Annotated in this window: 18 protein-coding genes and 1 tRNA gene; 2 read left to right on the top strand and 17 right to left on the bottom strand. The window is 60.3% G+C overall.

Going from position 1 to position 23,573, the window contains the following annotated elements:
* Positions 1–23 precede the first annotated feature (23 nt).
* From dppF to ACP3TA_RS06250, 13 genes are all read right to left on the bottom strand, one after another.
* Positions 24–1,013, bottom strand: coding sequence for a dipeptide ABC transporter ATP-binding subunit DppF (dppF, locus tag ACP3TA_RS06310; protein WP_015376237.1), 990 nt, complete (start codon positions 1,011–1,013; stop codon positions 24–26).
* Entirely contained in the window at positions 1,010–1,990 is a 981-nt protein-coding gene (dppD, locus tag ACP3TA_RS06305) for a dipeptide ABC transporter ATP-binding protein (RefSeq protein ID WP_033645058.1), read from the bottom strand. Before dppD ends, dppF begins: the two co-directional genes overlap by 4 nt.
* A gap of 15 nt (positions 1,991–2,005) precedes the next feature.
* Positions 2,006–2,908, bottom strand: coding sequence for a dipeptide ABC transporter permease DppC (dppC, locus tag ACP3TA_RS06300; RefSeq protein WP_033645059.1), 903 nt, complete (start codon positions 2,906–2,908; stop codon positions 2,006–2,008).
* A gap of 11 nt (positions 2,909–2,919) precedes the next feature.
* Positions 2,920–3,939, bottom strand: coding sequence for a dipeptide ABC transporter permease DppB (gene dppB, locus ACP3TA_RS06295; protein WP_033645060.1), 1,020 nt, complete (start codon positions 3,937–3,939; stop codon positions 2,920–2,922).
* 168 nt (positions 3,940–4,107) lie between these two features.
* Positions 4,108–5,715: a dipeptide ABC transporter periplasmic-binding protein DppA gene (gene dppA, locus ACP3TA_RS06290; RefSeq protein WP_033652448.1), complete on the bottom strand. Its 1,608-nt coding sequence runs from the start codon at positions 5,713–5,715 to the stop codon at positions 4,108–4,110.
* A gap of 601 nt (positions 5,716–6,316) precedes the next feature.
* On the bottom strand, positions 6,317–8,008 hold the full coding sequence (locus ACP3TA_RS06285; RefSeq protein WP_033645062.1) for a glycosyl hydrolase family 18 protein: 1,692 nt from the start codon (positions 8,006–8,008) through the stop codon (positions 6,317–6,319).
* 427 nt (positions 8,009–8,435) lie between these two features.
* Positions 8,436–8,512: transfer RNA gene (locus ACP3TA_RS06280), tRNA-Pro, on the bottom strand.
* Between the two features lie 120 nt (positions 8,513–8,632).
* Entirely contained in the window at positions 8,633–9,964 is a 1,332-nt protein-coding gene (locus tag ACP3TA_RS06275) for an MFS transporter (RefSeq protein WP_033645063.1), read from the bottom strand.
* A gap of 95 nt (positions 9,965–10,059) precedes the next feature.
* Positions 10,060–11,604: a signal transduction histidine-protein kinase/phosphatase UhpB gene (gene uhpB / locus ACP3TA_RS06270; RefSeq protein WP_033652277.1), complete on the bottom strand. Its 1,545-nt coding sequence runs from the start codon at positions 11,602–11,604 to the stop codon at positions 10,060–10,062.
* Positions 11,601–12,191: a transcriptional regulator UhpA gene (uhpA, locus tag ACP3TA_RS06265; protein WP_033645065.1), complete on the bottom strand. Its 591-nt coding sequence runs from the start codon at positions 12,189–12,191 to the stop codon at positions 11,601–11,603. The genes uhpB and uhpA overlap by 4 nt, the downstream gene beginning before the upstream one ends.
* A 119-nt stretch (positions 12,192–12,310) precedes the next feature.
* Positions 12,311–14,005, bottom strand: a complete 1,695-nt coding sequence (eptB, locus tag ACP3TA_RS06260) for a kdo(2)-lipid A phosphoethanolamine 7''-transferase (RefSeq protein ID WP_033645066.1) — start codon at positions 14,003–14,005, stop codon at positions 12,311–12,313.
* Between the two features lie 226 nt (positions 14,006–14,231).
* Positions 14,232–14,657: an organic hydroperoxide resistance protein gene (locus ACP3TA_RS06255; protein ID WP_004934114.1), complete on the bottom strand. Its 426-nt coding sequence runs from the start codon at positions 14,655–14,657 to the stop codon at positions 14,232–14,234.
* Positions 14,658–14,817: 160 nt separating this feature from the next.
* Complete coding sequence (locus tag ACP3TA_RS06250) at positions 14,818–15,282, bottom strand: MarR family winged helix-turn-helix transcriptional regulator (RefSeq protein ID WP_033645067.1); 465 nt, start codon at positions 15,280–15,282, stop codon at positions 14,818–14,820.
* Between the two features lie 97 nt (positions 15,283–15,379).
* Between ACP3TA_RS06250 and ACP3TA_RS06245 the strand changes: the two genes are divergently transcribed.
* Positions 15,380–15,979: an HD domain-containing protein gene (locus ACP3TA_RS06245; protein WP_033645068.1), complete on the top strand. Its 600-nt coding sequence runs from the start codon at positions 15,380–15,382 to the stop codon at positions 15,977–15,979.
* On the opposite strand, the gene ACP3TA_RS06240 is transcribed toward ACP3TA_RS06245, so the two are convergent.
* The 3 genes from ACP3TA_RS06240 to bglF all read right to left on the bottom strand — a co-directional run bounded on the left by ACP3TA_RS06240 (position 15,980) and on the right by bglF (position 20,784).
* Positions 15,980–17,350 (bottom strand): carbohydrate porin, encoded by a 1,371-nt coding sequence (locus ACP3TA_RS06240; RefSeq protein WP_405051645.1) that lies wholly within the window; start codon positions 17,348–17,350, stop codon positions 15,980–15,982. It lies immediately after the preceding gene.
* A gap of 150 nt (positions 17,351–17,500) precedes the next feature.
* On the bottom strand, positions 17,501–18,904 hold the full coding sequence (locus tag ACP3TA_RS06235; RefSeq protein ID WP_060660093.1) for a glycoside hydrolase family 1 protein: 1,404 nt from the start codon (positions 18,902–18,904) through the stop codon (positions 17,501–17,503).
* A 14-nt stretch (positions 18,905–18,918) separates the two neighbouring features.
* Positions 18,919–20,784 (bottom strand): PTS beta-glucoside transporter subunit IIABC, encoded by a 1,866-nt coding sequence (gene bglF / locus ACP3TA_RS06230; protein ID WP_206196333.1) that lies wholly within the window; start codon positions 20,782–20,784, stop codon positions 18,919–18,921.
* Between the two features lie 660 nt (positions 20,785–21,444).
* Here bglF and ACP3TA_RS06225 point away from each other — a divergent pair.
* Positions 21,445–22,194: an NAD-dependent epimerase/dehydratase family protein gene (locus ACP3TA_RS06225; protein ID WP_069100556.1), complete on the top strand. Its 750-nt coding sequence runs from the start codon at positions 21,445–21,447 to the stop codon at positions 22,192–22,194.
* A gap of 32 nt (positions 22,195–22,226) precedes the next feature.
* Here ACP3TA_RS06225 and ACP3TA_RS06220 read toward each other — a convergent pair whose 3' ends face one another.
* Positions 22,227–23,393, bottom strand: a complete 1,167-nt coding sequence (locus ACP3TA_RS06220; RefSeq protein WP_033645072.1) for an MFS transporter — start codon at positions 23,391–23,393, stop codon at positions 22,227–22,229.
* Positions 23,394–23,573 lie beyond the last annotated feature (180 nt).

Genomic DNA, 23,573 nt, shown 5'->3' with positions numbered 1-23,573 from the left:
TTTATGCGGTGAAATCCGACGCTTTACGCCCCCGGATGTTCGTCCTGATCGACCGCAAAACAGGCCACCATCTGCTCACCGTACTGCTTCAGCTGCGGCTGCAGCTGTACGCAGGTGCCGAAGGCGCGGCGGCAGCGGGCATTGAATGCGCAGCCCGGCGGCGGGTTCATCGGGCTGGGCAGTTCGCCGGTCAGCTTGATGCGCTCGCGGCGCATATCCGGGTTCAACCGCGGCGTCGCCGACAGCAGCGCCTGGGTGTATGGATGGCGCGGGTTGTTGAAGATCGCCTCTTTGCTGCCCTTTTCCACGCAGCGGCCCAGGTACATCACCATCACTTCATCGGCGATGTGTTCCACCACCGACAGATCGTGCGAGATGAACACGTAGGACAGCCCCAGCTCCTGCTGCAGATCCATCATCAGGTTCAGCACCTGCGCGCGCACCGACACGTCCAACGCCGACACCGGCTCATCGGCGATCACCACGTCCGGATTCAGCATCAGCCCGCGGGCGATGGCGATACGCTGACGCTGGCCGCCGGAGAACATGTGCGGATAGCGATCGTAATGCTCGGTCTTCAGGCCGACCTTCGCCATCATCTCCAGCGCTTTTTCCCGCCGTTCGGCGGCGCTGAGCGAGGTGTTGATCAACAGCGGCTCCTCGAGGATCTGCCCGACCTTCTTGCGCGGGTTGAGCGATCCGTAAGGATTCTGGAACACGATTTGGATCTTCTGGCGCCGCAGTTTCTCGGCGGAAACGTCCGGCTTCAGCAGATCCTGTCCCTGGTAGTACAGCTCGCCGCCGGTCGGTACTTCGATCATCGTCAGCAGGCGACCAAGCGTGGATTTGCCGCAGCCCGACTCACCGACCACCGCCAGCGTTTTACCGCGCTCCAGAGTGAACGACACGCCGTCCAGCGCCTTGACCAGCCGCTCCGGCGCGAACAGGCCCTTTTTCACCGGGTAATGCTTTTTCAGGTCGATCGCCTGCAGTAAAGGTTGATTCTGGCTCATACGGTCGGCCTCCCCGCATCATCCAGCGGTGTGTGACATTTAACCTGACGGCCGGGAATGCTGCGCAGTTCCGGCTCCTCGTTACGGCAGCGCTCGTTGGCGTACGGACAACGCGGATTGAGCAGGCAGCCGGTCGGGCGATCGTATTTGCCCGGCACCACGCCCGGCAGCGAAGCCAGCCGCGCCTTGTCGGCGGCGAACTCCGGCAGCGCGCGCAGCAGCGCCTGGGTGTACGGGTGGCGCGGCGCGCGGAAAATCTCCGCCGCCTTGCCGGATTCCACCACCTGGCCGGCGTACATCACGATGATGTGATGCGCCGCTTCCGCCACCAGCGCCAGATCGTGGGTGATGAGCAACAGCGCCATGTTCTCGCGCTGCTGCAGATCCAGCAGCAGTTCGATGATCTGCGCCTGGATGGTCACGTCGAGCGCGGTCGTCGGCTCATCGGCGATCAGCAGCTTCGGCCGACAGGCGATAGCCATGGCGATCATCACGCGCTGGCTCATGCCGCCGGAAAGCTGGTGCGGGTACACGTCCAGCCGCGAGGCCGGATCGGGAATCCCCACCTGCGTCAGCAGGTCGATAGCGCGCTGGCGGCGGGTGCGGCGGTTGCCGCCCTGATGCACCTTCAGCGCCTCCATAATCTGATAACCGACGGTGTAGCACGGGTTCAGGCTGGTCATCGGATCCTGGAAGATCATCGCCACTTCGGAGCCCACCAGCTGGCGACGCTCTTTTTCGGAGATCTTGCGCAAGTCCTGGCCGTTGAACTCCAGCTTGTCGGCCATCACTTTGCCGGGAAAATCGATCAGGCCCATGATCGCCAGCGAACTGACGGATTTGCCGGAGCCGGATTCACCGACGATGCCGACCACCTGACCTTGATCCACGCTGTAACTGATGCGGTCTACCGCGCGGAACGGGGTGCCTTCGTCACCGAAGTGCACCGAAAGCTTGTCTACATTCAATAACGCCATCTCTCTCGTCCTCTGTTACTGCTTGAGTTTGGGGTCGAGAGCGTCACGCAAACCGTCCCCCATCAGGTTGAATGCCAGCACCGTCAGCAGGATCGCCAGGCCGGGGAAGGTCACTACCCACCAGGCGCTTTGCGCGAACTGCAACACGTCGGAGAGCATGGTGCCCCACTCCGGCGTCGGCGGTTGCGCGCCCATGCCCAGAAAGCCGAGAGCGGCCATGTCGAGAATGGCGTTCGAGAAACCGAGAGAAGCCTGAACGATCAAGGGCGCCAGGCAGTTAGGCAGAATATTGACGAACATCTGACGCAGCGCGCCGGCGCCCGCCACCCGCGAAGCGGTGACGTAATCGCGGTTCACCTCCGCCAGCACCGCCGCGCGCGTCAGACGCACATAGTGCGGCAAGGCGACGAAGGTGAGCGCCAGCGAGGCGTTGACGATCGACGGTCCGAATACCGCCACCAGCACCAGCGCCAGCAGCAGGCTCGGCAGGGCCAGCATGATGTCGACGACGCGCATGATCACCGCGTCCACCGCGCCGCCGAAGTAGCCGGCCAGCAGGCCGAACACCACGCCCATGACCAGCGACAACACCACCACCAGACAACCGACCAGCAGCGACAGGCGCGCGCCGTACATCAGGCGCGACAGCACGTCGCGGCCCACGTCATCGGTGCCCAGGATGTATTGCCAGCTGCCGCCCTCCTGCCACACCGGCGGCTTGAGCAGCGCGTCGCGGAACTGGTCCGCCGGCGCATGCGGCGCCAGCACCCCGGCGCCGAGCGCGATCACCAGCATCAAAACGATATACACCAGGCCGACCACGGCCCCTTTATTGCGCTTGAAATAGTGCCAGAACTCCTGAAACGGGGTCATCGGCTTCGGCGCACCTTTAACTGCAGACTCAGTGATTTGAGACATGAGAGCGCCCCTTATTTCTTGTGGCGAATACGCGGGTTGACCACGCCGTAGAGCACGTCTACCAGCAGGTTAACCAGAATGATCATACAGGCGACCAGCAACACCCCGCCCTGCACTACCGGGTAATCACGGCGCTGCAGCGCATCGATCAGCCAGCGGCCCAGACCCGGCCAGGAGAAGATGGTTTCGGTCAGAATGGCGCCGGCCAGCATGGTGCCGACCTGCAGCCCGATCACCGTCACCACCGGCAGCAGCGCGTTGCGCAGCGCGTGAACGACGATCACCCGCATGCGGCTCACGCCCTTGGCGCGCGCGGTGCGGATATAGTCTTCGCCCAACACCTCCAGCATCGAGGAGCGGGTCATGCGCACGATCACCGCCAGCGGGATGGTGCCCAGCACGATGGCCGGCAGGATCATGTGCATCACCGCATCGATAAAGTCGCCCGGTTCGCCCCAGATCAGGGTGTCTATCAGCATGAAGCCGGTCAGCGGGTGGCTGTCGTCGAGGAATACCGTGTCGCTGATGCGCCCCGACACCGGCGTCAGGTTAAGCTGCACCGACACCAGCATGATCAGCATCATGCCCCACCAGAAAATCGGCATCGAATAGCCGGTCAGCGAGATGCCCACCGCGGTATGGTCGAAGACCGAGCCGCGTTTGACCGCCGCCAGCACCCCGACCGGGATGCCCACCAGCACCGCGAAGATCATCGCGCACAGGCCCAGCTCCAGCGTGGCCTGAAAGCGCGGAACGAACTCGCTCCAGACGGAGATGCGGCTTTTGAGTGAGGTGCCCAGATCGCCGTGCAGCACGTTGGACACGTAGGAGAAATATTGTTGATAGAGCGGCTTGTCCAGCCCCATTTCCGCCATCAGCTGCGCGTGGCGCTCGGCGGAGATACCGCGTTCCCCGGCCATGATGGTCACCGGGTCGCCGGGGATCATATGGACGAATGCAAAAGTCAGCAATGTAATGCCGATAAACGTTGGGATAACTAACCCCAAACGTCGGAGTATGAACTGCAACATATCCCGAACTCTCTGTATCAATGCCCGGCAGCTCATCGTCCGCCAGGCTTATTAACGCTCACATGCCTTTGAACGATCCAACGGCCATACGCCGGAGACTGGTCAGCAGAGGCGCAAACCTGTTGCGCCCCTGCAAGTCCATTCGTGCATCTCCGGTTTAGGTCGGAATCAGTCTACAGAGACATTCTCGAAGTGATGCTTGCCGAGCGGATCCACGACGTAGCCCTTCACTTCCTTACGCACAGGCTCATACACGGTGGAGTGCGCGACGATCAGCGCCGGAGCCTGATCGTGCATCACCACCTGCGCCTGCTTGTACAGTTCGATGCGTTTGTCGTGGTTGGACTCGGCGCGCGCCGGTTGAATCAGATCTTCAAACGGCTTGTAGCACCAGCGGGAGTAGTTGGAGCCGTCTTTTGCCGCCGCGCAGCTGAACAGCGTGGCGAAGAAGTTGTCCGGATCCCCGTTGTCGCCGGTCCAGCCCATCATCACCGTCTGGTGCTCGCCCGCTTTGGCGCGCTTGAGGTATTCACCCCACTCATAGGTCACGATTTTGGCTTTCACGCCGATCTTGGCCCAGTCGGCCTGGATCATTTCCGCCATGCGGCGCGCGTTCGGGTTGTAAGGACGCTGTACCGGCATCGCCCACAGGTCGATGCTGAAACCGTCGGCCATGCCCGCTTCTTTCAGCAGTTCTTTCGCCTTGGCCGGATCGTAAGCGTAATCCTGCACCGCGTCGTTATAGCCCCACATGGTCGGCGGGATCAGGTTCTTGGCCGCCTGGCCCGCGCCCTGATAAACCGCGTCGATGATCGCCTGCTTGTTGACCGCCATGGTCAACGCCTGACGCACCTTCACGTTATCCAGCGGTTTTTTCTCGGTGTTGAACGACAGGTAACCCACGTTCAGCCCCGGCTGCTCCATCAGGTTGATGGATTTGTCCTGCTTCATGCGGGCGATATCGGCCGGGTTCGGGAACGGCATCACCTGGCATTCGTTTTTCTGCAGCTTGGCGTAACGCACGGAAGCGTCAGGCGTGATGGAGAACACCAGACGATCGATCTTCGGCTTGGTGCCCCAGAAACCGTCGAACGCCTTGTACAGGATTTTGGAGTCTTTCTGGTATTGCAGCAGCTGGAACGGGCCGGTGCCGATCGGGTTCAGGTCGACTTTTTCCGGCGTACCGGCTTTCATCATGACGTCAGCGTATTCGGCGGACAGGATGGACGCGAAGTCCATGCCCAGGTCAGCCAGGAACGGCGCCTCCGGGCGGTTCAGCACGAAACGCACGGTGTTGTCGTCTACTTTTTCGATCTTGGCGATCAGCTTCGGCATGTCCATGCCTTCAAAGTATTCGTAACTGCCGCCGGACACTTTGTGGTAGGCGTTATTGGCATCCAACTGGCGTTCGAAGGAGAACACCACGTCGTCGGCGTTGAAGTCGCGCGTCGGTTTGAAATCTTTGCTGCTCTGCCACTTCACGCCTTTGCGCAGGTGGAAGGTATAGGTTTTGCCGTCTTCGCTGACGTCCCACTTCTCAGCCAGGCCCGGCTGCAGTTCGGTGGTGCCGACTTTGAATTCGACCAGGCGGTTGTAGATCGGTACCGAACTGGCGTCGTAGGTGGTGCCGGAGGTGAACAGCTGCGGGTTGAACCCTTCCGGGGAACCTTCAGAACAGTAAACCAACGTCTTGGCCTGTACGCTGGCCGCCACGGTCAGCGCGATCAGCCCAATACCGAATTTCAGAATCCCCGATTTACCCAAGGAACGTGTCATCGTTAGTGCTCCATTGTGTGATGTGATGTGTGTAATTGCCGCCAGACCTGTATTTTTTATTGCGTGGCCTGTGCGGTCAGCGCCCGAAGGCAGAAGGCGTACGATGAGAGGATGCCGGATGGAACGCATCGCGACGGGGACGTCTGAGCGCGTGGAATTCACTCAAACAACTCTCGCTCTTACCCCTGAGGCTATCAAGTTGCCAACTGTTTGGGGTGTCGTCAATATAACCAGTGGGGATTTACGCAGACTGTGAGAAACAGCAAACAAACATAAAAAAAACCTTTTGTTAACAGTTCCAGCATGAAAATTTATGCTAAGCGGTCATTTTTAGCGCATTGGTCTGACCCTGATAAATTTACTGGTTTTAAACTCCGCTAAAAAACCCCAAAACTTTGTTGCTGAACGATGAATATCTGAACGGTTATTTTTGTGATCGCCGTTAAAGACAGAAGGAAATGCTGAAGGATTACCCAAAAGGGTGAGTCCGATGAGCGCATTTTTCGCCGGGCAGGCCCACAATCTGTGCGGCGTAAAAAAACTTTCGGCGGCGAAAAAGCCGGGGGCGAAAGGATATCCCCCGGCAACGCACTGCAACCGATTATTGAACGCCGGCGCTGTTGCCCAGGCTGGCGTTCATGCTGTTGAGAATATCGCCGTTGTCCGCGTCGATCTCCCAGGAGAATAGGCCGCCCAGCTGCTTATCCAACACGTACTTGCCTTTGGCCTGCACCGAGCGGGCATCGTCAAAGGTGATCAGATCGCCGGTGGAAGGTTTGAACACGTAAGGCGCTTCCGCCGTGGCGTCGTAGGTGTACTGCCACTCGCCGCTCATGAACTGGCTGGCGATCTGGCGGTAGTCCACGATGCCGTTCTCCCAGGTGCCTTTGACCGGCCCGGTGGCGGTGCCGGTGAACGGAATGTTGTTCTGGTAGCCGTTCACCCCGGTCCAACCGCGGCCATACATGGCGGTGCCGACCACGATCTTGCCCGGCTTGACGCCCTGCGCCAGCAGCGCATTCACGCCGTTCACCGTGGTGTAGGCGGTGTCCGGTTTCCAGGCCGGCGCATTCAGCGCGGTCTGATGCCCCAGGTTTTTCAGATCGAAGGCGCCGTAGAAGTCGTAGCTCATCAGGAAGATGTGATCCATCGAGTTCTGCGCGACGTTGTATGCCACCTTGTCGATCTTGTCCTTGCCGGCGCTGATGGCGGAGGTCAGCTCATACTTGCGGCCGGTTTCCGCCGACAGCTGATCCAGCATCGCCCGCAGTTCTTTCATCAGCAGCACATAAGTTTCCCCGTCCTGAGGGCTGCCCAGATTCGGGTTGGCGCCTTTGCCGCCCGGGAACTCCCAGTCGATATCCACGCCGTCGAAGAACTTCCAGGTCTGCAGGAACTCTTTCACCGAGCCGACGAAGCGATCGCGCTTCACCTTGTCGCCCATGAAGAAGAACGGGTCGGACAGCGTCCAGCCGCCGATCGACGGCAGGATTTTCAGATCGGGACGCGCCTGCTTCAGCGCCATCAGCTGGCCAAAGTTGCCCTTGTAGGGGTCATCCCAGGCGGTGACGCCCTTCTGCGCTTTTTGCAGCGCGGCGAACGGATCGTGGATGGAGACTTTGAAATCCTCGCGGCCCTGGCAGGAGCGCTGCAGCGCCTGGAAGCTGCCTTCGATCTCTTTCAGGCTGTCGTTGATGCCGTTGCCGCCGCAGATCGGGATAAAGCCGTACAGCAGGTGAGTCAGGTTCTGCGCCGGGATCTTGTCGACGGTGAAATTGCGCCCGTAAACGCCCCACTCGACGAAATAAGAACCGACCACTTTGCCGGAGTTCTGTTTATACGGTTTATTTTTTTCCAGCAGCGGCTCTTTCAACGGCGCCAAATGGCTGCCGTCGGTGTCGGCCACCACAATTTCAGTGGCGTCGCTGGCGGTGCAGCCGTCGGCATTGCACAATGCCACCTGCATTTGATAACGGCCGCCTTTATTGACTTTAAAATTCGCCGTACCGGAAGAACCGGTTGAAGGGCCGCTCCACGCCTCTTTGCCATTTAATAAAATCTTGGCCGTCGTGCCCGCATCGCCATTCCATAAATTCCAGGAGACGGAAACATCGGCGGCATTTTTTACCTTCACCAAATTATTATAAGCGGTAGCCGCCTGGTCAACTTCAACGATGGCGAACTTGGTGTTGCCCCAGGCGATGGTCGGCTTGCCCGGCGCGGCGGCCTGCGCCGCGGAACACAGCGTGCTGCCGATCAACAGCGCCAACAGCGGTTTATTAAATTTGCGCATAACTGATTCCTTTATTCCGAGAGGATAAACATAAAAGAGTTAATCGTCGCTACGCATTGCCGAAGCGAAAAAATTCCGCAATAATCCACGAAGATTAAAGTCAACAAATAAAAACAGCGTTTTTCCACGTAACGGAAAAAAAATCATTCCCGCCGCGTACATTCAGACTATAAATAAAAAAGGCGTAAAAACAAGAACGCTATCAACTGGGTTTTATTCAGCAAGCGTGAATTTATTTAAATATGAGAAAAAGAACCTAACTGGAATAAGGAGTTTGAATTAATTAAGCGTAAAGGATAAATATATTTCACGAGGCTGGCGGATTGACACGTGCCATAAAGCGAAGCCGGCCGTATCGTAGGAGGTGCTCATCCTCATAAACCGCAGGCGAAAAAAAACCTGCTTTAAAAGCAGGTTTTTCGAATGGTGGTCGGCGAGAGAGGATTCGAACCTCCGACCCACTGGTCCCAAACCAGTTGCGCTACCAAGCTGCGCTACTCGCCGATGCGGGGCGCATCTTACTGCTGGCGGTTATAGGCGTCAATCACTTTTTTTCCCCTGCATTTCAAGTGGTGATAAAAGCGCCATAATGCGCTGCGCCGGGGGTTACGCAGCGCATTTTACTCAGGCTTTGGCGGTTTTCAGCACCGGCGTCTGCGCACGCAGGAACGGCAGCAGGAACAGCGCCGACAGGCAGGCGGCGATGGAAATCACCACAAAGAAACCGTTCCAGTGCCAGATTTCCATCACCCGCGCGATCGGGTAGCCGGACAGCGCCGCGCCCAGGTAGGCGAACAGGCCGACGAAACCGGTCGCCGCGCCCGCCGCATCTTTATGCGAGCACTCCGCCGCCGCCATGCCGATCAGCATCTGCGGGCCGAAGATGAAGAAGCCGATAGCGAAGAAGCAGCAGGCCTGCAGCAGGTAGGTGACGCCCGGCATCAGCCACAGCGCCGCCACCGACAGGAAGATGCCGATGGCGAAGATCAGGTTCATCGGGCCGCGGTTGCCGCGGAACAGCTTGTCGGAACCCCAACCGGCCACCAGCGAACCGATAAAGCCGCCCACTTCAAACAGCGAAATGGCCGAGTTGGCGGTCATCAGCGAATAGCCCTTTTCCTGCGTCAGGTAGAGGTTGCCCCAGTCGTTGATCGCGGTGCGCACGATGTACACCAGCACGTAAGAGACCGCCAGCAGCCAGATGTACTTGTTGGTCAACACGTAGCGCTTGATGATCTCGCGGTTGCTCAGCCCCTGGCCTTCCGATTCCTGCACCAGCTCCATGGCGTCGTTGCGCCATTTGCCGACGCTCGGCAGCCCCAGGGTGGAGGGCTTGTCGCGCAGGCGCCAGCACATCAGCAGGCCGAGCACCACGCCGATGATGCCGGGGATGATCATGCCGTAACGCCAGCTGAAGTGCAGCGAGATAAAGCCCACCAGCAGCGGGATCAGCGCGCCGCCGACGTTGTGCGAAGTGTTCCAAATCGCCCACCAGCTGCCGCGCTCGGAGCGCGAATACCAGCTGGTGAGGATTTTGGAGCACGGCGGCCAGCCCCAGCCCTGGAAGAAGGCATTGAGGATCCACAGCGTGCCGAGCATCAGCAGCGACGAACTGAGGCCGAAGAAGATATTCAGCACCCCGGTCATGATCAGGCCCAGCCCCATAAAGTAACGCGGGTTGGAGCGATCGCTGATCATGCCGGAAATGAATTTCGAGCAGCCGTAGGTGATATAGAACAGCGTGCCGAGGATGCCGACGTCGGACATCGTCAGGCCCAGATCGCTCAGCATCGCCGGCATGATGAAGTTGAAGCTTTTGCGCGTGAAGTAAAACGCGGCGTAGCCGATGTACATGGTGCACATCAACTGGATGCGCCAGTACTTGTAGCTGGCGTCGATCTGCCGTTGATCGGTGACCTGCGGCGCATCCGGGCGGCTTTTAAGGAAAGACCACATGTGGAACCTCAGAGGATTGAATAAAGTGCCGCTATGATGCTCCCCGCGCGCGCGGGAGGCTTACGCCGGATTCCCGACGCGGTTAGGAGTTTTTCCTAGTTTTGCGCTTGCGCCGGTGAAACTGTGGGCAAGATCACACTCAAACAGGCGCCCCGCTCAGAGGTGAGCCGCAGGCTGCCGCCGAGAGCGCTGATGCGCTCCTGCATGCCGCGCAGGCCGTACCCCGGCTGATGGTGGTCCGCATCGAAGCCCACGCCGTTATCGCGGATGGTCAGGGCAATCTGCGGTGCGGCGCCTTTGCGCGGCTGCAGACGCGCGTCCAATTCCAGGCGGCTGGCGCCGGCGTGGCGGCACACATTGGTCACCCCTTCCTGGCACACCCGGTACAGCGTGATTTTCAGCGTTTCATCCAGCAGTTCGTCCGGCACCTGCCACTGCATGCTGCTCACCAGCGAGGCGTCCTGCGGCAGCGACTCCCGCAGCATCGCCGCCACCGCCGCCGACAGCGGCAGGTTGTTCAGCGCCGCCGGCCACAGCTGGGTCAGCACATCGTGCACCCCATCGTAGACCCGCAGCGCTAACGCATCGATGGTGTCGGCGCAGCCGATCACCGCCGGCTCCGGCGCCAGGCGTTTAACGATGCTGGCCTGTGTGCGGATCACGGTGATGGTCTGCCCCACTTCATCGTGCAGCTCGCGCGCCACCTCGCGCCGGGTTTGTTCCTCCGCCGTCACCAGCGCCCGCGCCAGCTGCCGGTTCTCCGCCAGCCGCAGCCGCAGCTGCTGATTCAGTTCGCGCTGGCGCTGAATACCGGCGCCCAGCAGCAGCCCGGTCAGGCTCTGGGCCAGCAGCGACAACAGCAAGTCGCGGTGCGACTCGGGCTGCGGCGGCTCGTTGACCATCAACGCCACGCCGTTGAGCAGCGTCGCCAACAGCGCGCCCTGCCAGCCATAACGGTAAGACATGAACACGATCGGGATCGCCAGGCAGAAAGGCGCAAAGCGGCGCAGCTCGGCGGCGTTAACCTGCTGCTGCAGCCAGATGCTGAATGCAAACAGCAGCAGATAACTGGCCAGGTGGCCCAGGCGCAGCTCCACCGGCTTGTGGATCAGCCCCGGCTCCAGCGGCACCCAGATTTGGCGCGCCAGATAGTGCCACAACAGCAGGCAGGTCGGCGCGATGGTGAAACCGCCGGTCAGGCCGAGCAGCAGCGCGCGGGCGCCTTCGCCGCTCACCAGCTGCCACACAAGCGCCTGCAGCAAAGCGGCGGCGGCCACCACCGCGCCCTGCAACAGCGGCCAGCGCCATTCGCTGTCGCTCTGCTGATGGCGCAACAGCCACGGCGAGGCCAGCAGGCTGAGCAGCACCGTCAGCACCAGCACCGCCACCGACGCCCACAGCGCCGGGCCGTAGCCGTACTGGTCCGCCAGCAGCGCCATCAGCAGCAGGTCGGCCAGCAGGATCCCCGGCCAGAAACGGTACGGGCTCTGCAGCAAAATGCCCATGCGCAGGCCGAACGGGAACAGCAACAGCGCCTGCCAGGGCGGGTCGATCAGCGCGGTGCCGATGCCCCACAGGCAAAATGCGCTGGCGGCATAAATGAAGAACAGCGCCAGCTGGGTGATCAGACGCTGCGTCACAGGTTCAGCATCCGTCTGGCCAGCTCGACGTTATTGGTGATGCCCAGCTTGGCGAACAGGTTGGCGCGATGCACATGCACCGTCTTCGGCGACAGCCCCAGCGCGGCGGCGATCTCGCGCACCTCCTGGCCCTGCGCCAGCAATAGCGCGATCTCGCGCTCGCGGCGGGTCAACGGATCCACCTTCACCCGCGCCAGCTGCTGGGCGATTTCCGGCATCAGATAGACGCCGCCGCCGGCGACGGTGCGCACGGCGGTGATCAGATCTTCCGGCTTGCAGCGCTTGGAGAGAAAGCCGCTGGCGCCGCGTTCCAGCGCCATTTCCACCAGCGCCGGATTATCGTGCATCGACAGCATCACCACGCGGATGCCGGAGGGAATGTCCGCCAGCAGATCCAACCCGCTGCCGTCGGGCATCGAAATGTCGCAAATGCAGATTTCCGCCTCCAGCCCCGGCAGGCCGGCGCGCGCCTGCGCCGCGCTGCTGAACTCGCCCACTACCTGAATATCGGCCTCCAGCGACAGCAGCTGCACAAAGCCCGAACGCACAATGTCATGATCGTCGATAAACGCCACGCGCAGGGTCATGGAAATCTCCGGTTAGAAGGGGAAGTGCGCAAGTATACCGTATGCACACACCGGAATAATTGATGAAGAGAATGTATTGGCGGAAATTACCGGGTGCGCAAGGCACCCGGCGGGAGGGATTACAGGCTGGCAGGTGCCGTTTTATTCTGCGGGAGATGGCACCAGTTGTTTTTATCCACGATGCCGCCGTTCGGCGAGGTGTAGCCGAGGCAACCGAGGATGGTGTCGAACAGCTCGACGTGGCGATGCGTTCTGCCGATGCGTTGCTGCGCCTGCAGTTGCTCAAAGGCGCTGAGGTGCTGCGGGTTCTCGAGGAACTTGTCCGACGCCCACACCATCATCGGCACGCGGAATTGTTCCGGCGGCGCCATTTCGCGCGGCGTGCCGTGCAGGTGCGTATTCTCGCCGATCGACTCGCCGTGATCGGCGGCATAGAACACGATGGCCTTCTTGTCCCGCACCTGGTCGATCACATTACTGATAAAGCTGTCGGTATACAGCACCGTATTGTCGAAGGCGTTGATCAGCTGCGCCTTGGTGCAGGAGTCATCCACCCCCATGCACTCCGGCTGATAGCGCGCATAGCTGCGCGGATAACGCTGCGAGTACAGGTAGTGCGAGCCTTTGGTATGCAGGATCACCAGGTGTTTGCCCTTCGGATAACGCGCCAGCGACTCCTTCATTTCGTCCACCAGCAGCATATCGTCGACCGCCTTGCCGTCGTTGCGCTTCTCGGACGCGATCATCTCGCGGAACGAATAGTTGTTCACCTCGGTGTTGTTGTAGAACCACACCTCACTCTGCATGGCGAACAGCTCGGAAGAGAAGCCCAGTTCCTTCATCACCGCGAACACGTTTTGCTCTTTCAGCGTGCGCTGCGGGTTGTCCTCGGTGCCGCCTTCGCGCACGAACATGCAGCGCAGCGACAGCTTGGTGGCGGTGTCGCACGACTCGCCGCGGAACGCCACCAGATTCTTCTCTTTCGACAGGCGCGGGGTAGTGTCGCGCTCGTAGCCCAGCATGCCCATGTGATCCCAGCGCGTGGTCTCGCCGATGATGAACACCACGTAGGTATCGTCGATGTCCGCCGGCGGCACATAGGTAAAGTGTTTGCCCGGATCGAACAGCGTGCTCTGATCCTGACTTTCGTCATAGCGGGTATAGGCGAACAGCCCCAGCGCCGACAGCCAGTTAGACGGCAGGTACGAGTGCGCCACCACGCCGCCGTAGCTCGGCAGATCGACGTTGGCGAGCTTCTCCTGCACGCTTTGCTCGTCGTCCAGCATGCGCAGCGGCAGCCAGACCAACGCTACCACCGCCAACAACACCAGCAGCGGTTTGATGCGGTGACCGGGGGTTTTCAGCTGTTCGATCAGGGTGAAGCGCAGGCTGTTTTTCCAGATCAGCAGCAGCGGCAAGGCGCTGAGCGCCACCATCCACAGCACGAAATGCAGGCCCACCACCTCTTTCGACAGATCGATATCGGTGGTCATCACCGACACCACGATGCCGTAGCCGATCACCACGTTGAAAAACGTCATGTAGTAGCTGGCGGCAACCGAAATCAGCACCAGCAGCGAGGCGACGATGCGATAAAACAGCCGGCCGCCGAGCGATACCAGCCGCATGATGAAGAACGTGAACAGGACGATAGCGATGACTTCCGTCACCGCCGAAATAAGCTTAATTCCCTGAATGCCGTGCGCCAGCGAATCAAAACGGCGATAAAAAACGGACAGGTTTAGAAAGATGCCGATATAGATCGCTAACAATAACGATAAATTCTGCTGTGATAGCGATTTAACTTTGTTCATGTAACGCGGTGGCTCCGGGGACGGTGTAGCGGTTCTGACTCAGTCAGACACTGATTGCGGCTTCTGGTTCAGCCAACCGGCAATAAGCGTTATTTTGCGAGTAATAATCAAGAGAATTCTCACAAAACGGGCAAAATTTACCGCTTTTTTGAGCACTTTTCAGACGGGATATCAAAGAAAATGGAGGGATAAACCCTCCATTTTTTCCATGGTGTCGGCAAAAAACTTACTTAACGTTCAGCGTAACGTCGATATTGCCGCGGGTGGCGTTGGAATACGGGCACACCACGTGCGCCTTTTTCACCAGATCTTCCGCCACGCTGCGCTCGATGCCCGGCAGCGAAATATCCAGCTGCACTTCGATGCCGAAGCCGTTCGGGATTTCACCGATGCCGACGGTGCCGTCGATCTTCGCTTCGGCCGGGATTTTGACCTTTTCTTTCGCCGCGACAAACTTCAACGCGCCGAGGAAACAGGCCGAGTAACCGGCGGCGAACAGCTGCTCGGGGTTGGTGACTTCGCCGCCGGCGCCGCCCATCTCTTTCGGTACGCCCAGTTTCACGTCCAACACGCCGTCGGAGGAGGTTGCACGGCCGTCGCGGCCGCCGGTTGCGGTGGCGTGAGCGCGGTAAACCACTTTCTCAATAGACATCGTTCATTCCTTCTTGCTGGTTGGCGAGATGACAACGGCCCCCGCGAGGGGTAGCCGGTCACATATATATCTTTTACGATTAAATCGTGCACTACTTATTTTTGACACTTATTAACCAGTGTAGACCCCCCCTGCCGTTCTTGCGTCCGGCGTCGGTGGGTCAAATCTGATCGATCAGGCTGCCGCGCAGCTTTTCCAGCTGCTGTTTGAGCGAGACGATCTCGTCCAGGCTGCAGTCGGTGGCGCACATCACCGCCTCGGGCACCGACTGCGCCCGTTCACGCAGCGCGCGGCCGGCTTCGGTGAGCGCGATGATCACCTGGCGCTCGTCGGTAGTGGCGCGATAGCGCACCAGCAAACCAGCGGTTTCCAGCCGTTTCAGCAGCGGCGTCAGCGTGGCGGAATCGAGGAACAGCCGCTCGCCGATATCCGATACCGTCACCCGATCGCGTTCCCACAGCACCATCATCACCAGATACTGCGGGTAGGTGAGCTCGAGCTGATTCAACAGCTTGCGGTAGACTTTGTGCAGCGCCAGGTTGGCGGAGTACAGCGCGAAACAGAGCTGCTGATCGAGCAGCAGCAGGTTCTTCGCGTTGGGTTGTTCGGTATCGGTGCTTTTCATGTGAGTGAATATAGATAGCGCACGATGTAATCGCAAGCTATTTCTTGTGAGGTATGCTACATTTTTTTCATGCAGAGGATGCCGGGAGGGAAAGGAAATGACGAATACGCTTGCAGAACGCGCGCGCCGCTACGCCACCAAGGCGCATGCGGCCATCGATCAGCGCCGCAAATACACCAACGATCCGTACATCGTCCACCCGCAGGCGGTCATGGAGCTGGTACGCAGCGTGCCGCACACCGAAGAGATGCTGGCGGCCGCCTGGCTGCATGACACGGTGGAAGACACGCCCACCACCCTCGGCGATATCGAAAGCCACTTTGGGCCGCAGGTAGCGGAGCTGGTGCGGATGTTAACCAACGTCAGCCACGCCGAGGACGGCAACCGCTTCGAGCGTAAAAACCGCGATCGGCGCCACAGCGCCAGCGCATCGCCGCAGGCCAAAACCATCAAACTGGCGGATCTGATCGACAACACCCGCTCGCTGCTGGACTACGACAGCCACTTCGCCCAAACCTATCTGATCGAGAAACAGCGCCTGCTGGAAGTGCTGACCGAAGGCGACCCGACGCTGTGGCGCCAGGCCAGCCATATCGTCGAACAGGGGCTGCTCAGATTACAGCAGCCGCCGCACAACGTGCCGGCCAGCTGGTTTGAGCACGCACGCCGGCGCTACCGCGAGAACGACGCGGCCTGATCAGAAGGTCACCACCGTTTTCAACGCCGTCACCCAGGCGTCCTGCGTCTCGCTGACGCCCGCCGGATGATGCCAGTATTGCAGGCCCGGCTGCAGCTGCAGCCACGGCGTGACGTTAACGCGGTAGTACAGCTCCGCCGTCACCGAGTGGCCCGGCACCGGCCGGTAGTTCGGATCGTGATAATCGCTGATGCCGCTCATCTCGTTGAGGTAACGCTGATTGTCTTTATAGCGATCGCTCAGTTTCACCACCGAAACGCCCAGCCCCAACCAGTCGTCCGGCCGCGCATCGAACAGCCCGCGATAGCGGATGCCGGTCGAAGTGGACCAGTGCAGGTAGTTGCTGCGCTGATCCCCCAGCCCCAGGCTGTAGAACACGCTCAGGCCACGGTTGACGTCATCCGCATGGCGCGTCACCTGCTGGTTGAAACCGGTATACAGGAACCAGGTGCGATCGTGGCTGCGATAGCCCTGCGGATCGCTGGCGCCCGGCCCGCCGGATACCCCTTCATAAAGATCGCGCTGGCGCGCATTGGTAAACAACACGCCCAGGTTATACACCCCCGGCAGCTGGTTGACGGCGTGGGTTTTCAGCTCCACCTCCATCGGCAGCAGGAAGCCTTTGCTGCCCTTGGTGGACCAACTCCAGGCGTGGCTGCGGCTGGGGGCGCTCGGGTTCTGCTCCATCACGCCGCCCTTGAACGTCAGGCCGTCGGTCAGCTTGTATTGCAGCGTGGTGCCCCAGTAATGCACGTTCCAGTTGTACCAGGTCAACGAGTTGGCGGACTTGCCGCCGCACAGCGTCAGCGTCTGAAAATCGCAGGGGATGATCTGATCGAAATCCTGCACCTTGTTCATCATGCCGATACGCCATTGCAGCCGGCTGTCGAGGAAGGAACGGCTGAAGGTCAACCAGCCCAGCCGGGTGATCGACTGCCCGCCAAAGCTCTCCTGCGACAGATCGGTCAGGCCGACGCGCGGATCCTGCAGCCGATCGCGGGTCAGGTTGTTGTCATGGTTGCGGTTGACGATATTGCCTTCGATCGCCGCATCCGGAATGCCGGTCAGCGCCTGCAGATCCTGGCTGAAGGTCAGCGAAAATTGGTCGATGTACGACGCCTGTTTATCGTGGTTGTAACCGCCGCCGGCGTTATACGACAGCTGGCTGAGGTAGCCGAGATTATAGTGGAAACCGTGATCCTCCAGGATCGGCCTGATCCCCAGCATATCCCCCAACAGCCCAGGCTGCGGCGGTTCAAAGCCGAGCGCCACCCCTTCCCATTTGGCGGTGGGAGCTTCAACGTCCTTGCCGGTTTGCAGCGTTTCCGCCTGCGCCTGGCTACAGAGCAGCGCCAGCGCCGCCAGGGTCATGGAACGAGGTAATAAGCTTTTCATCATTATTATATTTCTCCGCATAACGGCTGACTGCGGGCAACAGCATTCCCTGGGAGAGAATTTCCCATCATGAACAGCAGCGAATAACGTTAGTTAACGCCCGGCGCTTGCCGCCGGGCTGAAGGGTTAGCGTCGGTCTTTCAGGCTGGCGCCGTTGCTGTGGATCACATCGCGATACCAGTAGAAACTCTTCTTGCGGCGGCGCTCGAGACTACCGTTGCCGGCATCGTCTCTGTCGACGTGAATGAAGCCGTAGCGCTTCGACATTTCGGCCTTCGAGGCGCTGACCAGATCGATCGGCCCCCAGCTGGTGTAGCCCATCACCTCGACGCCGTCATCGATCGCCTCGGCCACCTGTACCAGATGGTCATTGAGATAGTTGATGCGGTAGTCGTCGTTGATGCTGCCGTCGGCCTCGACGCAGTCTTTGGCGCCCAGCCCGTTCTCGACGATGAACAACGGCTTCTGATAGCGGTCGTACAGCACGTTGAGCAGGTAGCGCAGCCCGATCGGGTCGATTTGCCACCCCCACTCCGAACTGGCCAGGTGCGGGTTCGGCACCATATCGAGAATGTTGCCGCGTGCCGTTTCATACTGCTCCGGGTCGGCGGTAACGCAGCCGCTCATGTAGTAGCTGAACGAGATGAAGTCGATGGTTTCGCGCAGCGTTTGCCGATCTTCCTCGGTGATCGCCACCTGAATGCCGTTTTCACGGAAGAAGCGCTGCATGTAGGCCGGGTAATAGCCGCGCGCCTGCACGTCGCCGAAGAACAGCCAGTCGCGGTTTTGCCGCTGGGTTTCCAGCAGATCTTCCGGCTTGCAGCTCAGCGGATACAGAATGCCGCCCAGCAGCATGTTGCCGATTTGCCCCTCCGGCACGATCTCGTGACAGGCCTTCACCGCTCTGGCGCTGGCCACCAGCTGATGGTGGATCGCCTGATAGACGGCGCTCTTGTCGCTCTCTTGCGGCAGGCCAACCCCGGTGAAGGGCGCGTGCAGCGACATGTTGATCTCGTTGAAGGTCAGCCAGTGTTTAACCTTGTGCTTATAGCGTTCGAACACGGTGCGCGCATAGCGCTCGAAGAAATCGATAGTGCGGCGATCGCCCCAGCCGCCGTAGCGCTTCACCAGACCGTAAGGCATCTCATAGTGCGACAGCGTGATCAGCGGCTGAATGCCGTATTTCGCCATCTCATCGAACAGCCGATCGTAAAACGCCAGCCCGGCTTCGTTCGGGGTCTCTTCATCGCCCTGCGGGAAAATGCGCGTCCAGGCGATCGAGGTGCGCAGGCACTTGAAACCCATCTCGGCGAACAGCGCGATATCCTCCGGGTAACGATGATAGAAATCGATCGCCACGTCCTTGATGCCGCTGTCGCCCGCCGTGCGCGGCGTGATGGCGCCGAAGATGCCCTGCGGCTGCAGATCGGAGGTCGACAGCCCCTTGCCGTCGGCCTGATACGCGCCTTCTACCTGGTTCGCCGCTACCGCGCCGCCCCACAGAAAATGTTGCGGAAACTTGCCGTTCATCGCTTGCTCCTCAATTAACGTAATAAAGTCAGCAGCGGCGCCTGTTCCTGCACCGGAGACAGGCCGCTGGTCAACACGTCCACGTAGTCATCGCTGTTGCTGATGATGATCGGCGTGGTGGTGTCATAGCCGGCGGCATGGATCGCCGCCTGGTCGAACTCGATCAGCAGATCGCCCGGCGCGATCCGCTCGCCTTCCCGCACGTGGGCGGTGAAATGCGCCCCGTCGAGCTTCACGGTATCGATGCCGACGTGGATGAGAATCTCCGCGCCGTCGTCCGATTCGATGCCGATGGCGTGTTTGGTTTTGAACAGCGACGCCACGCTGCCGCTCACCGGCGCCACCACCCGCCCCTGCTGCGGCGCGATCGCCACGCCTTTCCCCAGCAGGCCGCTGGCGAAGGTCGCGTCGTTCACCTGCTCCAGCGGCACGATGTCGCCGGCGATCGGGCTGAGAATGGCCTGTTTGCGGTTAAGCGGCGCGGCGGCTTCAGGCTGCGCCGTCTCTTCCGCCGGCGCGACGCCGAACAGGTAGCTGGCCAGCGCGGCGAACACAAACGACAGCAGGGTGCCGCCGATCGCGCCCCACACCGTGGCGTCGATGCCGCCGTTGGGAATGATTTGCGCGAAGGTGAACACGTTCACCAGGCCGAACGAGTAGACCGAGGTATGGAAGTAACCGATCACCGCCCCGCCCAACGCGCCGCCGATGCAGCCGAAGATGAACGGACGCTTGTTCGGCAGGGTGACGCCGTACACCGCCGGTTCGGTGATGCCGAAAATCCCGGCGCCGATGGCCGAACCGGACAGCGCCCGCAGCTTGGCGTCGCGGGTGCGCAGCATCACGCCCAGCGTAGCGCCGACCTGCCCCATCACCGCCGGCAGCAGCAGCGGCACCATGGTGTCGCGCCCCAGCACGCTCAGGTTGTTGATCATCAACGGCACCAGCCCCCAATGCAGGCCGAAGATCACGCACACCTGCCACATCGCCCCCATGAAAGCGCCGGCGATGATCGGGTTGAAGGCGTAAATGGCCTGATAGCCGTTGGCCAGCAGATGGCTGAGCCAGGTCGCCGCCGGGCCGATCAGCAGGAAGGTCAAGGGCACGGTGATCGCCAGACACAGCAGCGGCGTGATGAAATTGCGCAGCGCGCTGTGGATCACCCGGTTAAACAGCGGCTCCAGACGGCAGGACACCCAGGCCGCAAAGATGATGGGGATCACCGACGAGCTGTAGTTGATAAAAGTCAGCGGAATGCCGAAGAAATATTCGCGCACCGCGCCCGGCTGTTGCGCCGCCTCGAACGCCGCCATCATCAGCGGATGCGTCAACGCGCCGCCGATCGCCATGGTGACGAAGGGGTTGCCGCCGAATTTTTTCCCGGCGGTGTAGCCGAGCATGATCGGGAAGAAGTAGAACAGCGAGTCGCTGGCGGCGAACAGCATTTTGAAGGTGCCGCCGCTCTCCAGCAGCCAGCCGCAGGCCAGGCTCAGCGCCAGGAAGCCTTTCAGGATCCCCGAAGCGGCCATCACCCCGAGCAATGGGGTGAAGATGCCGGAAACCACGTCGATAAAGCGGCTGAGCAGATTGTCTTTTTTACCGTCCGCATCGCCGCCGCTCGACGCGCCTTCGGCCAACCCGCCGACCCGGTTGACCGCATCGAACACCTCGGCCACGTGGTTGCCCACCACCACCTGAAACTGGCCACCGCTCTCCACCACCATGATGACGCCCGGGTTTTTCTTCAGCGCTGCCGCGTTGGCGCGGCGGTCGTCACGCAGCTTGAAACGCAGGCGGGTGGCGCAATGCACCAGGCTTTTCACATTGTCGCGGCCACCGACGCCGGCCAAAATCTCACTGGCTAATGTGTCATATTTCATACGGTTATCCTTAGACTTCGCGTTCTGCCGATCCCGCATTTGCGCTGGCCTGGCGCAGGAGCGAAATTCGGCGCAAAAAAAAACCTAAACCTCGCGGCCTCTGCCCCATCGGGGAACAGAAACGCGAGGTTTAGGTTTTGCCTGCCGCAGCAGTAACAACCCTAAATCGGTTGAGTTATGACGTTAACACCGCAGATTTTAGCGGAGCAAGGCTTTGCGACGGCAAATTGCCGAACTGTGATCGCAAAGGCAAAACGGCCTCAATGCGCGAAATAATGCATGCCGCCCTCTACCGGGATCACTGCGCCGATGATATATCGCGCGAGCGATAGAGAGGGATGAGAGAGTATCGCCCGGCTTCACGTCAAAAAAACATAAGATTAACTAACCTAATAATTCACTATCAAGCTAAAGCGAAACACGTATTTTCCAGCGGCCAATCGGCTTTTCTGGCAATATTCGCAGCCATTAAGGCAAATACATCGCCAAACCTCATCGAATATTGTTAGCACCTCACGATATTCACCCACGCAAAAATCACCGTGCGCAATTGAATATGGCGAATAAACATCATAATAACTAATTAAAACAACTAGACAAAAATCACACGGGGGATTATTACTGGTCAACGCTTAATCGAGAGTAGGGATGACAGTCACCATGGTGTTGCGTACTGATGTAGGACGGATTTTGATTACCGGCGCCGGCGGCCGAGTCGCCACCGCGTTTCGCCAGGCAGTGGGCGATCGCTATGCATTGCGGCTGGCGGAACGAGATCTCGCTCTGTTGCGCGATCGCCGGCCCGGCGATGAGGTCATCAGCTTCAACATCGCCGATCTCGACGCCTGCCGTGAGGCCTGCGCCAATATCGACACCGTGTTGCACCTGGCCGCCGATCCGGCTCCCGACGCCGATTTTTGCGGTTCGCTGATGGACAACAACATTCTCGGCACCTTCAATATCTTCCGCGCGGCGAAAGACGCCGGCTGCCGCCGGGTAGTGTTCGCCAGCAGCGCGCAGGCGGTGGAAGGCTACCCGCTCGATTATCAAATCCGCCCAGATGACGCGCCGAAGCCGAAAAATCTGTACGGCGCCAGCAAGGCGTTCGGCGAAGGCATCGCCGCCTATTTCGCCCATCAGGAGGGGCTTTCCGCCCTGTCGGTACGCATCGCCAACTTCACCACTCTAAGCCGGGGCGAACAGCTTAGCGCCCGCGACATGAGCGCTTTTCTCAGCCATCGCGACGCCGCCGATCTGCTGGATCGCTGCATTCGTGTCGAAGGGGTGCAATATGCGGTGGTGCACGGGGTTTCCAATAACCGCTATACGCGTTTGTCGCTGGAAGAGACCCGTCGCCTGCTCGGCTACGCCCCGCAGGACGATGCGTTCAGCCTGCTCGGCTTTGAGTGAGCGCGGCGGGGAACCCCGCCGCACATTATCGTTTACCCGTTGGCGTAGGCCACTTTTTCGGCCTGACGGTGGGTGAACAGCACCAGCAACAGCGCCAATCCGGCAATAATAGCCCCCATCACCGGCACGAAGCTGTATCCCAGCCCGGCGGAGACTACCGCGCCACCGGCGGCGGCGCCCAGCGCATTGCCCAGGTTAAAGGCGCCGATGTTGACCGAGGACGACAGGCCCGGCGCTTCGCTGGCGACACGCATCACGCGCATCTGCAGCGGCGGCACCACGGCAAAGGTCGCCGCACCCCAAATCACCATGCTGACCGCGGCGCCGATTTCACTGCGCGCCAGGAACGGGATCACCAGCATAATGACCACCAGCAGCAGCAAGAAACCCTTCAGCGTCGCGCTCTCGGAGCGGTCGGCGAATTTACCGCCCAGGTAGTTGCCGATGGAGAAACCGACGCCGATCAACACCAGCATGACCGTCACGAACAGCGGCGTCGCATCGGTGATGTGCTGCAACACCGGCGAGATATAGGTATAGAGCGTGAACATCGCGCCCGCGCCCAGCACGGTCGTCAGTAAGGCGGACAACACCTGCGGGCGCACCAACACCGACAGCTCGCGTTTCACATCAGGGCGTGCGCCGGCGCTGCCTTTCGGCAACGAGAACCACAGCCCCAGCATGGCGATCACGCCCAGCCCGGCCGTCGCCAGGAACGACATGCGCCAGCCGATGGTTTCACCCAGCCAGGTCGCGGCCGGCACCCCGCCGATATTGGCGATGGTCAGGCCCATAAACATGGTCGCCACGGCGCTGGCCTGTTTCTCTTTCGGCACCACGCTGGCGGCCACCACTGAACCGAGGCCAAAGAACGCGCCGTGGTTCAGGCTGGTGATGATGCGCGACAGCATCAGGGTGGTGTAGTCAGGCGCAACCGCCGACAGCACGTTACCCAGGGTAAAGATCGCCATCAGGAAGATCAGCGCGCTTCTGCGCGCCCGGTGAGAAAGCAGCAACGTCATCAGCGGTGCGCCGACCATCACGCCAACGGCGTAGGCGCTGATCAACATGCCGGCCATCGGGATGGAGACGTCCACCCCTTTGGCGATCGTCGGCAGCAACCCCATCGGGGAAAACTCGGTCGTGCCGATGCCGAACGCCCCCACCGCCAGGGCTAATAAGGGAAAGTTAATTTTCATTCAACAACTCCGGTTAACCGCTGCCGAAGCGCGGGAAAGTTAAGATGCCAAAAGTATGACATTGATCACACCAAAGATAAGCAGGCGGAAGGCTAAAAGACTTTTGCGATTTTGTTAAAAATCGTGGGGAAAACAGCAGCCGACTCTATCTCAGCCACGCGCCGACAGGCAATAGCCGCC

It is taken from the genome of Serratia sp. 2C06 (assembly GCF_050037615.1).
Classification (GTDB): domain Bacteria; phylum Pseudomonadota; class Gammaproteobacteria; order Enterobacterales; family Enterobacteriaceae; genus Serratia; species Serratia ureilytica.
Note: the sequence above shows the minus strand (reverse complement) of the source record. Positions and strands in the feature narration are given on the sequence as shown.